Consider the following 14599-nt stretch of genomic DNA (forward strand, 5'->3'; position numbering starts at 1 on the left):
AATCAATCGATCAAGACATCAACGCCTTCGGGCGCGTCAAAGGTAAACTGCTCCGCCGCAACTGGCTTGTTGCGCTCGGTATCAGTCAAGGCAAACTCGGTGGTTTGGCGAAGGCTATCGTGTACCACAATACGCAATAGCTGCGGCCCATCAAACTCTAGTTCAAGGCGGGCAAACAAGCTATCGTCATCGTTTATCGGCGCCAAACCAAACACCTCGTGTCCGTCCTGGCCAACGCTGCGGGTAATGCGAAAGGCCTCGGCCAAGCCTTCAGCGCTTTCACTTAAGAGCGCCGCAGGTGTGGTTTTAAGGTTGTCGTTAACCGGGCGCACCGTGACTTGCATTAAATCCGGGTCGTACAACCAGATGGTATCGCCATCGCTAATCAACTGCTGCTCAAAAGGCGTTTTGGTGTGCCAAAAAAAACGCCCGGGGCGCTGCAACACAAAGCTCCCGTCACTGCTTTCAATCACTTCACCCTCGGCGTCGCGCAAAGTTTGCGTAAATTGCCCACGCAAACTAGTTGTCGCGGCCAAGGCATCACGCAACGCGTTAGCGCTGCTACCGTCTTGTGCGTAGCTCGCGGTGCCAAGCACCATAAGCACAGCAGAAGCAGCCGCCAATAATTGCTTTAACATAGTATCTCCAATACAGCTTAAGATTTAGGCGCCAGAACTTCGCGGCTACCATTATGGCCGGGGCCCGAGACTACCCCGGCCGCCTCCATGGTTTCGATTAAACGAGCTGCGCGGTTGTAACCAATGCGCAGTTTGCGTTGCACTGATGAGATAGAGGCCTTGCGTGAGTCCAGCACAAACGCCACCGCCTCATCGTAAAGAGCGTCACTTTCATCATCGCCGCCGTCGTCGCCACCAGACAAACCTGGTACCGGAATACTGTTGGTGCTGTCATCGACGATCTCTTCGAGGTAATTGGGCTCGCCGCGACGTTTCCAGTCGGCCACCACCTTGTGCACTTCGTGATCATCGACAAACGCGCCATGCACCCGCACCGGCACGCTGGTGCCCGGTGGCAAATAAAGCATGTCGCCGTGGCCCAGCAGCTGTTCGGCACCGCCTTGATCAAGAATGGTGCGCGAATCAATTTTAGAGGACACCTGAAAGGCCATGCGGGTAGGCACATTGGCTTTAATCAGGCCGGTAATCACATCCACTGAGGGCCGCTGAGTGGCCAAAATCAAGTGAATGCCAGCCGCCCTAGCCTTTTGAGCAATACGGGCGATCAATTGTTCCACTTTTTTGCCCACAATCATCATCATGTCGGCAAATTCGTCGATGACCACAACAATCGCGGGCAGTGTTTCTAACTCGGGCGGTGTGGCTTCAGCGCTGCCGGCCTCGAAATGTTCATCGGGTACAAACAACGGATCCGCAATCGGGCTGCCGGCTTTTTTGGCGTCTTCTATTTTGCGATTAAAGCCTGCTAAGTTGCGCACACCCATGGCCGCCATCAACTTATAGCGTCGCTCCATTTCTCCGACACACCAGCGAAGGCCATTGGAGGCGTCGTTCATGTCGGTAATAACGGGGGTCAACAAGTGCGGAATGCCCTCGTACACCGACAGCTCCAACATTTTTGGGTCCACTAAAATCAAGCGCACATCTTTGGGCGAGGATTTATACAACAGCGACAGCAACATCACATTGACCCCTACCGACTTACCGGAGCCAGTGGTACCGGCAACTAACAAGTGCGGCATTTTGGCCAAATCGGCAATCACCGGCTCGCCAGCGATGTCGTGCCCCAGCGCCATGGTCAGGCGCGAGCGGGATTTTTCATAGATATCCGAAGCGATCACCTCGCTCAAGCGCACGATTTCGCGGTGCTCGTTGGGGATCTCGATGCCCATCACTGAACGGCCGGGAATCACCTCGACCACACGCACACTGATAACCGCCAGCGAGCGGGCTAAATCTTTGGCCAAATTGGTAATACGACTGGCTTTCACCCCAGGCGCGGGCTGAATTTCAAAACGGGTCACCACCGGACCTGGCTGTACCGAGACTACCTCAATGGTAATGCCAAAATCTTTCAGCTTAAGCTCCAGTAGCTTAGACATAGCCTCCAGCGATTCTTTAGAGAAGCTTTTATCGCTACGCGCATCGGCGGGGTCGAGCAGACTAATCGGTGGCAATTCCCCCACCACTGGGGTGTCTTTATCAAACAATGAGGCCTGCCGCTCTTTTTGCACCCGCGCACTCTCGGCAGGCTTCTTTTTAACCGGCTCTGAGATGGTCGGTGGTACGCGCTTAGACTCTTCTTTTTTACGGGTTGCGATCACTTCACGGCGCTGGTGCTGTTGCACTTTAACCTCTCGTTTCTCGGCCCGTTTACTGCGCCAGTTGCTCCAACCCTCGCCAATTTTTCGGGTTAACTCCAGCGTCCAGCGGCCGATATCATCCATCAGGCCGAGCCACGATAGATCGGTGAAAATCGTTAAACCAAAAAAGAACACCGCAAACAGCAGCAATGTGCCGCCGGTGTGACTAAAAGCGCCGGCCACTGAGTCGGCTACCGACACACCAAGAATACCGCCGTCAGAAAACGGCAGAGCACTTTCTTTGCCGCCAATGTGCAGTACCGCAAGCCCGGTGCCAGCCACCATCACCAGCACCAAGCCGATGGTGCGAAGCCCCAGCAGCACCGGATCGAAGGCCGCTGGATGAGCTCGGTCGCGAAATACCAACCAGGCGCGATAGCCGAGCATCAGCGGAAACAAAAACGCCAAATAGCCAAACAGCGAGAAACAGACGTCCGCCAACCAAGCTCCGGCGGGGCCGCCGGCATTGCTTACCCGAGTATTATCACCTGTGCGGGACCAACCGGGGTCGCCGACATCGTAGGTAAATAAGGTCAGTAGCACGAACACGCATACGGCAACTAAACCAATCAACGCGCCTTCGCGTACGATTCGCAGTATTAAAGTAGACGCCTCGGGCCGAGCGACTGACGCTTTACTGGTATTTTTTTTACTCAAACGTGTACCTATTTGCTTAACTCTTTTATGTAAAAACGTCTCACCGCAGTCACGGTAACCCGCTATTGTAATGCATCGCGGCCGCCCAAAGGCGTTTGCCGAGCGGTGAAGTTGGCAAATCTCGGCTATATCATCCATTAAGCTGATTAATTTTACCAATCTAAGGTATTGAAGAGTACAATTTTGCCCGCATTCATTGATTGACTTATTATTGTCGCCTGAATTTTTTAACAAGGACCTCTGCACATGAGCCAACCCAAGCATCATCGCTTAATCATCCTCGGCTCCGGCCCCGCCGGTTACACCGCTGCTATTTACGCGGCCCGTGCCAATCTTAAGCCTGTCATCATCACAGGCATGCAGCAAGGCGGTCAGCTGACCACTACCACTGACGTGGAAAACTGGCCGGGCGGCGTTGCCGACCTACAAGGGCCAGATTTAATGGTGCAAATGCAAGAACACGCAGAGCGCTTTGACACCGAAGTCATCTTTGATCACATCGATAAGACCGACTTGAGCAAGCGCCCTTTTACGCTTCACGGCACTGAAACCTACACGTGCGATGCGTTAATCATCGCAACTGGCGCCTCGGCCCAGTACTTGGGCCTGCCCTCTGAGGAAGCCTTTATGGGTAAAGGCGTAAGCGCCTGCGCTACCTGTGACGGTTTCTTCTATCGCGATCAAAAAGTCGCTGTTATCGGCGGTGGTAACACAGCCGTTGAAGAGGCGCTGTATTTATCGAACATCTGTAGCGAGGTGACACTGGTTCACCGCCGTGACAAGTTGCGCTCTGAGAAAATTTTGCAAGATAAGCTGTTTGCCAAAGACAACGTTAAAATCTTGTGGAACCACACATTAGACGAAGTACTGGGTGACGGCTCGGGCGTTACCGGCTTAAAGCTTAACAGCACCACCGATGACAGCTCGCAAGAGCTTGATGTCGCCGGCGTATTTATCGCTATCGGCCACAAACCCAACACCGGTATTTTTGATGGCCAGCTAAATATGCAAGATGGCTACATCAAAATCAACAGCGGCTTGGAAGGCAATGCCACTGCCACCAGCGTACCCGGTGTGTTTGCGGCGGGCGACGTATCCGATCACGTTTATCGCCAAGCGATCACCTCTGCCGGGTTTGGCTGTATGGCGGCGCTGGATGCCGAGAAATTTTTAGACGACTAACCAGCCTCAAAAGCCTTAAAAACGGCGGCTCCGACCGTCGTTTTTAAGCGCTGCTGGCAACTGAACTGCCCACCTTGAGCCACGGCCAACGGCGACGCCCTAGGCACTCAGTATGTCACTTCCCAGCCGTTTTATGATTAAATAGCGCGGTGATTCAATTACCTTGGCTCGACCCAGATTCTCTCGAATTTCCGCCACTCGATATGGCGCTAACCGATCCCGACGGCCTGCTGGCCGGCGGCGGTGATTTGCGACCTGAACGCCTGATTCAGGCTTATTGCCAAGGGATATTCCCTTGGTATGAAGACGACCAGCCAATACTTTGGTGGAGCCCCAACCCGCGCTCGGTGGTCGAACCTGACAGCGTACACATCTCCCGCTCGATGGCTAAAACCTTACGTAAATCGACACTAAGGGTAACCTGCGACACCGCTTTTGAGCGTATCGTCCGCCAGTGCGCCGCGCCGCGCGCGCAAACGGCGAACACTTGGATTACCGACGAAATGCTTGATGCATACCAACAGCTCCACGAGCGCGGTATTGCACACTCCATTGAGGTGTGGGATGGCGAATTGCTGGTGGGCGGCCTCTACGGACTGGCGTTGGGTGGGGTATTTTTTGGCGAGTCCATGTTTGCGCGACAGAGCAACGCGTCAAAAATCGGATTTATTACCCTGGCGAGCTATCTACAAAAATGGGGCTTTGGCTTAATCGACTGTCAGGTCAGTAGCGACCACTTAAACAGCCTTGGGGCCTTCGAACTGCCCCGCCCTACATTTACCCGAGTGCTGCAGGCACTGGCGGACCCCAGCGGGGCCTCGCTCTGGCCTGATAACACAGTCTCACTTGAGTTGCCCAGGGGCGCATAGAAGCACCTATGGGGCAGACAAACCGCGACATTTCCTCTACAGTAAAACCAAGACAACCGCTAACGGGACACCGACAACCTAGGTGGGTACCGCATGAGTGATTTATCAAGCTTAAAACTGTTTGCCACTGCACCGCATCCGTGCAGTTACCTCGAGGGCGAAGAGGCGACCACGGTCTTTATTGATCCGCAAGCCGACGTCAACGCCGAACTCTACAGCGAACTCTCCGAGCTGGGCTTTCGCCGCAGCGGCGGGCACTTATACCGCCCCCACTGTGTCAATTGTCAAGCTTGTATTTCCTGCCGTATTCCCGTCAATCAGTTTCGTCCAAACCGCAGCCAGCGACGCTGCGCCAAACGCAACCAAGACTTAGACCTTCGCGTTATTGACGACATCAATACCGACGAGCACTACGCCTTATACGAGCACTACATTAACACCCGTCACCGCGACGGCGATATGTACCCCCCCACCCGCGAGCAATACGAAACCTTTTTAAGCCGCGAATGGGGCGTCACTTGCTATATCGAATATCGCTGTGAGGAAAAACTGGTAGGCGTTGCCGTGTGCGATAAACTCAACGACGGCCTCTCGGCGGTATACACCTTTTTTGCCGGCGATTTAGCACCACGTAGCCTAGGGGTTTTTGCCATTTTAGTGCAGATCGAGCAGGCCAAGCGCATGGGACTGTCCTACGTGTACCTAGGCTACTGGATTCGCGAATGCCGTAAAATGGCCTATAAAACCCAGTACCGCCCACTGCAAATGCTGGTTAATAAGCGCTGGGTACAAATTAAATAAGCCTAATTAGGCGTATCTTCCCTCTGTTTGGCTAAAATATCGCCTTCACCCTTGGCTAACGCGTCTATTTCAGGCACAATTGCCGGCTTTTCGTGCCCGTGACTTACGTGTTTGAGACCAAATTGAGGAATCTGCCGAATGGCAAAAGAAGACAACATCGAATTTGAAGGCGAAGTAATTGATACCCTGCCCAACACCACCTTTCGAGTAAAGCTGGAAAACGGCCATGTGGTAACTGCGCATATCTCTGGCAAAATGCGGAAAAACTATATCCGCATTCTAACCGGCGACAAAGTTAAAGTAGAGATGACCCCTTACGATTTAAGCAAGGGACGCATCACCTACCGCGCGCGTTAAACTTACGCCGCCGGCTAGCCGGCACACTCAAAGCCTCGCCTATGCGGGGCTTTGTTGTTTTTAGCAAAAGTAATTTTTAAAAAGCGCAACGGGGCCTAACACTGTGCCCCCGGCCCAATCCCAAGCCAAAGAAATAACTGCCACCTCACAAAAAAATCCCGGCTTTACCGGGATTTTTTTGGTTCAGCAATGCGCGCTGCTTAGCTTACTCAGCTCAGCCAATAACGCGCAACAAGTGGCTAGTGTACTGGGTCAAACTCAAGCTCCAGCTCATCGCTGTGGTCGGCAACGGCAACGTGCACCGTACCACCGCCACTTGCCAGCTCACCAAACAATACCGCTTCGGCCAATGGCTTTTTCACTTTTTCCTGAATCAGGCGAGCCATGGGCCGGGCACCCATTTTTTCATCGTAACCGTGCTCGGCCAACCATTTGCGCGCAGCCTCTGTTACGTCCAAGGTAACTTTCTTCTCATCCAGCTGGGATTGTAGCTCCGTCAGGAACTTATCGACAACGGTTTCGACTACATCGAGCGGCAAGGCCCCAAACTGCACCGTAGCATCCAAGCGGTTTCTAAACTCAGGCGTAAACATTTTCTTAATGGCCTCTTTGCCATCGCTGGAGTGATCCTGCTTGGTAAAGCCAATGGAGGTACGGCTAACATCCTCGGCACCGGCATTGGTGGTCATGATCAAGATAACGTTACGAAAATCCGCTTTACGACCGTTATTATCGGTCAGCGTGCCGTGGTCCATCACCTGCAGCAGCAGGTTAAACACATCGGGGTGCGCTTTTTCAATCTCATCCAGTAGTACCACGCTGTGCGGCGCCTTGGTTACCGCATCGGTTAGCAACCCGCCCTGATCAAAACCAACGTAACCGGGCGGCGCACCAATCAAGCGCGACACCGTGTGCCGCTCCATGTACTCGGACATATCAAAGCGAACCAGCTCGACGCCTAAACACGCCGCCAACTGACGACTCACCTCGGTTTTACCCACCCCTGTGGGGCCGGCGAACAAGAACGAGCCAATGGGCTTATCGCCCGAGCGCAAGCCAGCACGCGCCAGTTTGATAGCCGTCGACAAAGTATCGATGGCCTCATCTTGGCCAAACACCGTCATCTTGAGGTTGTCGTCAAGCTTACGCAGCTGCTCAAGGTCAGACGACGAAACGCTTTTGGGCGGAATACGGGCAATTTTGGCAACAACAGCTTCAACGTCACCCACCCCCACGGTCTTTTTGCGCTTGCTCGGGGGCTGCAACTGTTGATACGCACCGGCCTCATCGATCACATCGATCGCTTTATCGGGCAAGAAGCGATCGTTGATATAGCGCTCGGCCAACTCAGCGGCAGCTCGCAACGCCGGGTCGGTGTAACGCAACCCGTGGTGCTCTTCAAAGTTTTTCTTGAGCCCTTTAAGAATTTGATAGGTCTCATCGACACTCGGCTCTTTGATGTCCACTTTCTGGAAACGACGCGACAGCGCGCGGTCTTTTTCAAAAATACCGCGATACTCCTGATAGGTGGTTGAACCCATACAGCGCAACTGACCAGAGCTAAGCAGTGGTTTGAGCAGGTTTGACGCATCCATAACGCCACCTGATGCTGCACCGGCGCCAATGATGGTGTGAATCTCATCGATAAATAAAATCGAGTGCTCTTGCTTTTTCAGCTCCGCCAACAAGCCTTTAAAACGTTTTTCAAAGTCACCGCGGTATTTAGTACCGGCGAGCAACGCACCCATATCAAGTGAATACACAACACTGTCGGCCAGAGCATCGGGCACTTCACCATCGACGATACGGCGGGCTAACCCTTCTGCAATAGCGGTTTTACCCACACCGGACTCGCCCACCAGCAGCGGATTATTTTTACGTCGGCGAGACAATATTTGCGCCACGCGCTCCAACTCCAACGCCCGACCAATCAATGGATCTATGCGGCCGTTTTGCGCTTGTTCGTTCAAGTTGGTGGCGTAGTTTTCCAACGGGCTCTGCGATGGCTGTTCTACACCCAACGCGTCTTCATCGGCCTGATCGTGTGACGGCTCTTCCGAGCCATGCTCGTGACCGGCGACTTTTTGAATACCGTGGGTGATGTAGTTCACCACATCAATCCGGGCAATACTCTGCTGCTTTAAGTAATAAACCGCCTGGCTCTCTTGCTCGCTAAAAATTGCCACCAATACGTTGGCACCGGTAACCTCTTGCTTGCCGGAGGATTGAACATGAAACACCGCGCGCTGTAACACCCGCTGAAACCCTAGAGTCGGTTGCGTTTCGCGATCTTCTTCGTTTTCTGGCAACAAAGGCGTCGTTGAATCGACAAATTCAATAAGCTCCCGGCGCAACACGACTAAATCAGCGCCACAGGCTCGCAGCACCATTGCCGCCGATTCATTGTCGATCAGCGCCAACAACAGGTGTTCAACGGTCATAAATTCATGCCGTTTACTACGGGCACCTTTAAAAGCCATATTTAGGGTGACTTCAAGATCTTTACTCAGCATCAATAGTACCTCTCAATCAGGAGCCTACAATCAGGAGTTAACTCCATTTACGCTAAACTCCACACACTACATTTACGACATCTATACACGGACGTAACTTAGTGTCAGTTCTCGCACTCGCCACCGCGATTATTCATCATCCTCTTCGGTCGCTTCTATTTCGCATACCAAAGGGTGCTCATTATCTTTGGCAAACTGGTTTACCTGAGCGGCTTTGGTCTCGGCAATATCCCGCGTATAAACCCCGCAGGTTGCTTTACCTTCCATGTGAACCGTCAGCATCACCTGAGTTGCTTTTTCACGATTCATGCCAAAAAACACTTCCAGCGTCTCAACAACAAATTCCATCGGGGTATAGTCGTCGTTAAGCATAACAACCTTATAACGCGATGGCCTTTTTAGCTGTGGGGGCGCCTCTTGCAGGGCGACACCGTCATCGTAGCTATCGTCATATTCATCATCAGAGTTATGACAGCGCAACTGATTTAATGTTAGTCGAATGTTTTCAAACTTTCCCATAGTCATAGGTGGTTTTGACCGTAAATATTGTCTTTGGCGATGCACCTCTTAACATTCAGAAGTGCCAAAAACCCATTGTACCCCATCGGCTACCGCACAGCACAAAGCAACTAGGGGGTTCTTTAGCCCGATAACCGGCAATATGTTGCCGCGCCTCACACTTGACAATGCCGATACGGTCGGCTAAAAAGCTCACTGGTGTTCAAAATTTGTACTTAGCGACTGATACACTCATTAACTCTGCCGCTAACTCATACACAACAATAAGATCGACGGTGAACAGCAATAAACCTACGGTTGCCAGCACTTCGAATACCAATAATCGGCAACAACAATGGCTGGTCAGTGCACACCGTTTTGCCAAGCCGAACCAACATCAGGCTAAAAGACCTGCGCAGTAATGAGTGCGTGTAATGTAAGGTACGGTGTTAGTGTTGGTTTTAGATGCATGCTTTACAAAGAATTCTACATCAGCCGACAAATTCAATGATCACCTAGCACGACCATTATAATAATCAACGTGAGGCAGGCATTGCCGCACGACTGCCAATAAGAAGAAGGAATAACAATATGCCTACCGGTACCGTCAAATGGTTTAATAACGCCAAAGGTTACGGGTTTATCCTCCCGGACGAGGGCTCAGAAGACCTTTTCGCCCATTACTCAGCCATCGATATGGAAGGCTATAAAACGCTTAAAGCCGGCCAGACAGTCTCGTTCAATATATCCAAAGGCGACAAAGGCTTACACGCCATCGATATTAACCTGCCACATACCGAAAGCCAGCCCGGCTAACACCAAGCGCCAGAGTAAAGACGGTCGCAGGCCGTCTTTACACACTAACGCCCCTCGCACCGCCAATCTAGCTGCGGTACACTGGCCTGCTTTGCAACCGCCTCGTTTAACTATATGGCCAAATTGGTACTTTTCAACAAGCCCTACGACGTTTTATGTCAGTTTCGGGACGATAACGGCCGCGCGACACTCGCCAAGTACATTAAAGATAAAGGCGTTTACCCCGCTGGACGGCTAGATTTAGACTCTGAGGGGCTACTGTTGCTAACCGATGACGGCGCATTGCAGCACCGAATTACCCACCCGCGCAACAAGCTCCCCAAAACCTACTGGGTGCAAGTCGAGGGAGAGCCCAACTCAGAGGCACTCAACGCCTTGCGCCACGGCGTCCAATTAAACGATGGCCCTACCCGCCCTGCCACCGTCGAGCGTATCCCCCCACCCACGCTGTGGTCGCGCTCAACACCGGTGCGAGAGCGCAAAAACATTCCCACACAGTGGTTGGCCATCACCATCACCGAAGGTCGTAACCGCCAGGTTAGACGCATGACGGCGTTCGTAGGGCATCCTACCCTGCGCCTGATTCGGGTGCGTATCGGTGACTGGCAATTAGGTGCGTTACAGCCGGGCGAGTCGATCAGCCAAAACCTACATATGCCAGCCGCGGGTAAAACCGGCAGCGACCGCACCACTAAGCCCGCCACCAACAACCGCAACAAACATCGCCACAACAAGCGCTCTCGCCCATGAAACGTTTTCTTCCCCACGTTACCGTCGCCTGCATCATTGAGCGCGATGGCAAATTTTTACTGGTTCGCGAGCTGATCGATGGCCAAGAGCGCCTTAATCAGCCAGCGGGACACCTTGAGGCCGACGAGTCGCTGCAACAAGCCGCCGTCCGTGAAACACTTGAGGAAACCGGCTGGGACATTGAGCTGACCGGGGTTGTGGGCGTCGATGTCTACAAAGCCCCCGCCAACAGCGAAACCTATGTGCGTACCACCTTTATTGGCAAAGCCATCAAACATCGCCCCACATTTACATTAGACGACGGCATTATTGGCCCGCAATGGCTCACCCGCGACCAGGTGGCCGCGTCGCTCGACACACTGCGCAGCCCGATGGTGCTCGGGGTTATCGACGATTACCTCGCTGGCCGCCGTTTTGCGCTGGAGGTCGTCGCCACAGACGGGTAAAATGCCCGCCTCTGGTTTTTCCCCACTTTATAGCGTCTGGCCTTTTACATGATGAGCTCTAGCAGTAACACAAACACCCCTCTGGTGATCGTCGGCATGTCCGGCGGCGTCGACTCGTCGGTATCTGCCCTACTGCTGCTGCAACAAGGGTATCGGGTAGAAGGGCTATTTATGAAAAACTGGGAAGAGGACGACGGCACCGACTACTGCACCGCCAAAGAAGATTTGGCCGACGCGCAAAAGGTTTGTGACACCCTTGGTATTAAGTTACACACCGCTAACTTTGCCGCCGAATACTGGGACAATGTGTTTGAGCACTTTTTAGCCGAGTACAAAGCCGGCAGGACACCCAACCCAGATATTCTATGCAACCGCGAAATCAAGTTTAAGGTGTTTATTGAGTACGCTGAGATGCTGGGTGGCGATTTAATCGCAACCGGCCACTATGTGCGCCGCACCGAGCGCGATGGCCATACCTATTTATTGCGCGGGCTCGATAACAACAAAGATCAAAGTTACTTTTTGCACGCCGTGGGTGAGGCCGAATTTGCCCGCACGCTATTCCCCGTGGGTGAGCTGGAAAAACCCGAAGTGCGGCGCATTGCCGAGCAGCACAACCTGGTTACGCACAGCAAAAAAGACAGCACCGGCATTTGCTTTATTGGTGAGCGCCGCTTTAAAGACTTTTTAGAGCAGTACCTGCCCGCTCAGCCCGGCGAGATTGTCACTACTCAGGGTACCGTCATCGGGCAACACGCGGGGCTGATGTATCACACCATTGGCCAGCGCCAGGGGCTTGGTATTGGCGGCGTCAAAGGGGCCCCCGATGAACCTTGGTTTGTAATCGCCAAAGATCTGGATAACAACCAATTACAGGTGGCGCAAGGAACCGACCACCCACTGCTGTACACTAACTTTTTAAGCGCGGGACAAGCTCACTGGATCAACGGTGCCCCGGCAACGGACACGCTGCGGGTTACCGCCAAAACCCGCTATCGCCAACCCGACCAGACTTGTGAGGTAACTCTACTACCCAAAGGTCAGCTAGCGGTAGCCTTTGACGAGCCACAGCGAGCCGTCACACCCGGGCAATCGGTGGTCTTTTATCAAGATGATGTATGCCTCGGCGGCGGCGTCATCGAACACAGCGAAAACCGCTAAACCGCGTATTTTTTCAACCATCTTCGATAAGGCAGTTTTCATTGGCTAAGGTAAACAACTGGCAAGAAGTAACATTGGCAGCGGCTGGCATACTTCAGGCCGCAGCCCTTGTCGATCAGTTAGCACGCACAGGGTTTATCCCCAGCGATGCCTATGAGTGCAGTATTAATAGCCTACTGGACTTAAACCCACCCGATACCATCAGCGTTTACGGCGGTCGCCCGGAAAACCTGCGTTTAGGACTCGAAACTCTGCGTGACTTGCTGCTGTCCAGCAAGCAACTGCAAAACAACACCGTGCGCTACAGCGCCGGCGTTCTGCACCTACAGGGGCGCTTGCGCAAACGCAAAGACATGCTGGGGGTGCTTTCCAGCCGCCTCAAACAAGCCTCGCAGCAGGCCTTGCACTTTGGCCCCACCCACGAGAATGTCATCGGGAATCTGGCAGATATCTACAGCGACACTATCAGTCGCTTTCGCTTTCGTATTCAAGTGGCGGGCGACCCCGGCTACTTGCAGCAACAACGGGTGGCCAACCAAGTGCGCGCATTACTGTTGGCGGCTATTCGCTCGGCCACCCTCTGGCGCCAACTCGGGGGCACACGGCTACACCTAGTGCTACAACGCAAACGTATCCTAGCCGAAACCGAAAACCTACTGCGCAACTTACGGGTATAAGCTACCCATAGAAACTGACTGAAAAACCACCGACTTTACGGTATCATACCGCCCCTATTTTAAGGAGGACTAGCTGGCACTGATCGCCGGCTAGTACAGGCCGATTTAACGCCCACTCCACAAGCCTATTAACTTACTCTGACTAACTTGCGAGATCGCCCCATGGAACTTTCCCCGCTGAGTGCTGTGTCCCCCGTCGATGGCCGTTACGGCAGCAAAACGACCGCTCTACGCCCTATTTTCAGTGAATTCGGCCTTATTCACTGCCGCGTCGAAGTTGAAGTCCGCTGGCTACAACAGCTGAGCCAGCTCGACGGCGTAGCCGAGGTGCCCGCTTTTAGCGATGCCACCCACGCACAGTTAGACGCCATCGTTGCACAATTTAGCGAGGCAGACGCGCAGGCTATTAAAGACATCGAGGCCACCACAAACCACGACGTTAAAGCCGTTGAGTACTTCCTTAAAAAGAAATTTGCGGGCAATAGCGAGCTGGAAGCCGTGCTTGAGTTTGTCCATTTTGCCTGTACCAGCGAAGACATTAACAACCTGTCGCACGCCTTAATGCTCAGCCGCGGCCGCGATGTACTACTGAGCGACGCCCTGGCCATCAGCGACGGCATAGCCAAGCTGGCCCACGACTACGCCGCCGACCCCATGCTATCGCGCACCCACGGGCAAACCGCCTCGCCCACTACGGTCGGCAAAGAGATGGCCAACGTGGTGGCGCGCCTGCGTCGTCAACTGGAGCAAATTAAAAGCGTAGAGTTACTGGGCAAAATTAACGGCGCTGTGGGCAATTATAACGCGCACCTGTCGGCCTACCCCGACATCGACTGGCAAGCCAATGCCAAAGCCTTTGTTACCTCTTTGGGCTTAAACTGGAACCCCTACACCACACAAATTGAACCGCACGATTATATCGCCGAGTTATTTGACGCCATCGCGCGCTTTAACACTATCGTGATCGATTTTGACCGCGACGTGTGGGGCTATATTTCTCTGGGTTACTTTAAACAAAAGACCATTGCGGGCGAGGTAGGCTCGTCCACCATGCCGCACAAAGTAAACCCCATCGACTTTGAAAACTCCGAAGGCAACCTCGGCATCGCCAATGCTATTTTTAGCCATTTGGCGCAAAAGCTGCCCATCTCGCGCTGGCAGCGCGACCTGACCGACTCCACCGTGCTGCGCAATATGGGCGTTGGTTTTGGTTACAGCCTAATCGCCTACGCATCGACCTTAAAAGGTGTTAGCAAACTCGAAATTAACCGCGCCCGCTTAGCCGAAGACCTGGACAATAGCTGGGAAGTATTGGCCGAGCCAATCCAAACCATTATGCGTCGCTACGATGTCGCCGAGCCCTACGAAAAACTTAAAGCCCTTACCCGTGGACAAAAAATTACCCGCGAAGTGCTGGCCGAGTTTGTCGAGACTCTGGATATTCCAGAGCACGCTAAGCAAACAATTCGCGAACTAACTCCCGCAAACTATATCGGCAACGCCACCGCGCAAGCCCAAGCGATTTAACCCC

Annotated in this window: 14 protein-coding genes; 10 read left to right on the top strand and 4 right to left on the bottom strand. The window is 53.3% G+C overall.

Going from position 1 to position 14599, the window contains the following annotated elements:
• Positions 1–2: 2 nt before the first annotated feature.
• Both lolA and ACGHAD_RS10475 read right to left on the bottom strand, forming a co-directional pair.
• Positions 3–638, bottom strand: a complete 636-nt coding sequence (lolA, locus tag ACGHAD_RS10470) for an outer membrane lipoprotein chaperone LolA (RefSeq protein ID WP_339614909.1) — start codon at positions 636–638, stop codon at positions 3–5.
• A 17-nt stretch (positions 639–655) separates the two neighbouring features.
• Positions 656–2998, bottom strand: a complete 2343-nt coding sequence (locus tag ACGHAD_RS10475; protein ID WP_339614908.1) for a DNA translocase FtsK 4TM domain-containing protein — start codon at positions 2996–2998, stop codon at positions 656–658.
• 246 nt (positions 2999–3244) lie between these two features.
• On the opposite strand from ACGHAD_RS10475, the gene trxB reads away from it, so the two are divergent.
• From trxB to infA, 4 genes are all read left to right on the top strand, one after another.
• Entirely contained in the window at positions 3245–4180 is a 936-nt protein-coding gene (trxB, locus tag ACGHAD_RS10480; RefSeq protein ID WP_382415174.1) for a thioredoxin-disulfide reductase, read from the top strand.
• 149 nt (positions 4181–4329) lie between these two features.
• Complete coding sequence (gene aat / locus ACGHAD_RS10485) at positions 4330–5049, top strand: leucyl/phenylalanyl-tRNA--protein transferase (RefSeq protein ID WP_339614906.1); 720 nt, start codon at positions 4330–4332, stop codon at positions 5047–5049.
• 93 nt (positions 5050–5142) lie between these two features.
• Positions 5143–5850 (top strand): arginyltransferase, encoded by a 708-nt coding sequence (locus ACGHAD_RS10490; protein WP_382415172.1) that lies wholly within the window; start codon positions 5143–5145, stop codon positions 5848–5850.
• Positions 5851–5988: 138 nt separating this feature from the next.
• Complete coding sequence (gene infA / locus ACGHAD_RS10495; RefSeq protein WP_049722125.1) at positions 5989–6207, top strand: translation initiation factor IF-1; 219 nt, start codon at positions 5989–5991, stop codon at positions 6205–6207.
• Between the two features lie 239 nt (positions 6208–6446).
• On the opposite strand, the gene clpA is transcribed toward infA, so the two are convergent.
• Both clpA and clpS read right to left on the bottom strand, forming a co-directional pair.
• Positions 6447–8720, bottom strand: a complete 2274-nt coding sequence (gene clpA / locus ACGHAD_RS10500; RefSeq protein WP_382415170.1) for an ATP-dependent Clp protease ATP-binding subunit ClpA — start codon at positions 8718–8720, stop codon at positions 6447–6449.
• Between the two features lie 129 nt (positions 8721–8849).
• Positions 8850–9239 carry an ATP-dependent Clp protease adapter ClpS gene (gene clpS / locus ACGHAD_RS10505; protein ID WP_339615589.1) on the bottom strand — a complete coding sequence of 130 codons (390 nt, stop codon included), beginning with the start codon at positions 9237–9239 and terminating at the stop codon, positions 8850–8852.
• Positions 9240–9809: 570 nt separating this feature from the next.
• On the opposite strand from clpS, the gene cspD reads away from it, so the two are divergent.
• The 6 genes from cspD (at position 9810) to purB (ending at position 14595) form a co-directional block, all read left to right on the top strand.
• Entirely contained in the window at positions 9810–10034 is a 225-nt protein-coding gene (cspD, locus tag ACGHAD_RS10510) for a cold shock domain-containing protein CspD (RefSeq protein ID WP_339614903.1), read from the top strand.
• A 114-nt stretch (positions 10035–10148) separates the two neighbouring features.
• Complete coding sequence (locus ACGHAD_RS10515) at positions 10149–10784, top strand: pseudouridine synthase (protein ID WP_382415168.1); 636 nt, start codon at positions 10149–10151, stop codon at positions 10782–10784.
• Entirely contained in the window at positions 10781–11230 is a 450-nt protein-coding gene (locus tag ACGHAD_RS10520) for an NUDIX hydrolase (protein WP_339614901.1), read from the top strand. The genes ACGHAD_RS10515 and ACGHAD_RS10520 overlap by 4 nt, the downstream gene beginning before the upstream one ends.
• 48 nt (positions 11231–11278) lie before the next feature.
• A complete protein-coding gene (gene mnmA, locus ACGHAD_RS10525; protein WP_382415165.1) occupies positions 11279–12391 on the top strand; it encodes a tRNA 2-thiouridine(34) synthase MnmA in 1113 nt (370 codons plus the stop codon).
• A 41-nt stretch (positions 12392–12432) separates the two neighbouring features.
• Entirely contained in the window at positions 12433–13068 is a 636-nt protein-coding gene (hflD, locus tag ACGHAD_RS10530) for a high frequency lysogenization protein HflD (RefSeq protein ID WP_339614899.1), read from the top strand.
• A 162-nt stretch (positions 13069–13230) separates the two neighbouring features.
• On the top strand, positions 13231–14595 hold the full coding sequence (gene purB / locus ACGHAD_RS10535; protein WP_382415163.1) for an adenylosuccinate lyase: 1365 nt from the start codon (positions 13231–13233) through the stop codon (positions 14593–14595).
• Positions 14596–14599: the final 4 nt, after the last annotated feature.

It is taken from the genome of Gilvimarinus japonicus, from assembly GCF_042847215.1.
Lineage (GTDB): Bacteria > Pseudomonadota > Gammaproteobacteria > Pseudomonadales > Cellvibrionaceae > Gilvimarinus > Gilvimarinus japonicus.

Bases quoted from the DNA above. Each gene is read 5' to 3' on its own strand.
- ACGHAD_RS10520 (WP_339614901.1), top strand. From the start codon at position 10,781: ATGAAACGTTTTCTTCCCCACGTTACCGTCGCCTGCATCATTGAGCGC.
- clpS (WP_339615589.1), bottom strand. From the start codon at position 9,239: ATGGGAAAGTTTGAAAACATTCGACTAACATTAAATCAGTTGCGCTGT.
- cspD (WP_339614903.1), top strand. From the start codon at position 9,810: ATGCCTACCGGTACCGTCAAATGGTTTAATAACGCCAAAGGTTACGGG.
- clpA (WP_382415170.1), bottom strand. From the start codon at position 8,720: ATGCTGAGTAAAGATCTTGAAGTCACCCTAAATATGGCTTTTAAAGGT.
- ACGHAD_RS10490 (WP_382415172.1), top strand. From the start codon at position 5,143: ATGAGTGATTTATCAAGCTTAAAACTGTTTGCCACTGCACCGCATCCG.
- infA (WP_049722125.1), top strand. From the start codon at position 5,989: ATGGCAAAAGAAGACAACATCGAATTTGAAGGCGAAGTAATTGATACC.
- ACGHAD_RS10515 (WP_382415168.1), top strand. From the start codon at position 10,149: ATGGCCAAATTGGTACTTTTCAACAAGCCCTACGACGTTTTATGTCAG.
- lolA (WP_339614909.1), bottom strand. From the start codon at position 638: ATGTTAAAGCAATTATTGGCGGCTGCTTCTGCTGTGCTTATGGTGCTT.
- trxB (WP_382415174.1), top strand. From the start codon at position 3,245: ATGAGCCAACCCAAGCATCATCGCTTAATCATCCTCGGCTCCGGCCCC.
- purB (WP_382415163.1), top strand. From the start codon at position 13,231: ATGGAACTTTCCCCGCTGAGTGCTGTGTCCCCCGTCGATGGCCGTTAC.
- mnmA (WP_382415165.1), top strand. From the start codon at position 11,279: ATGATGAGCTCTAGCAGTAACACAAACACCCCTCTGGTGATCGTCGGC.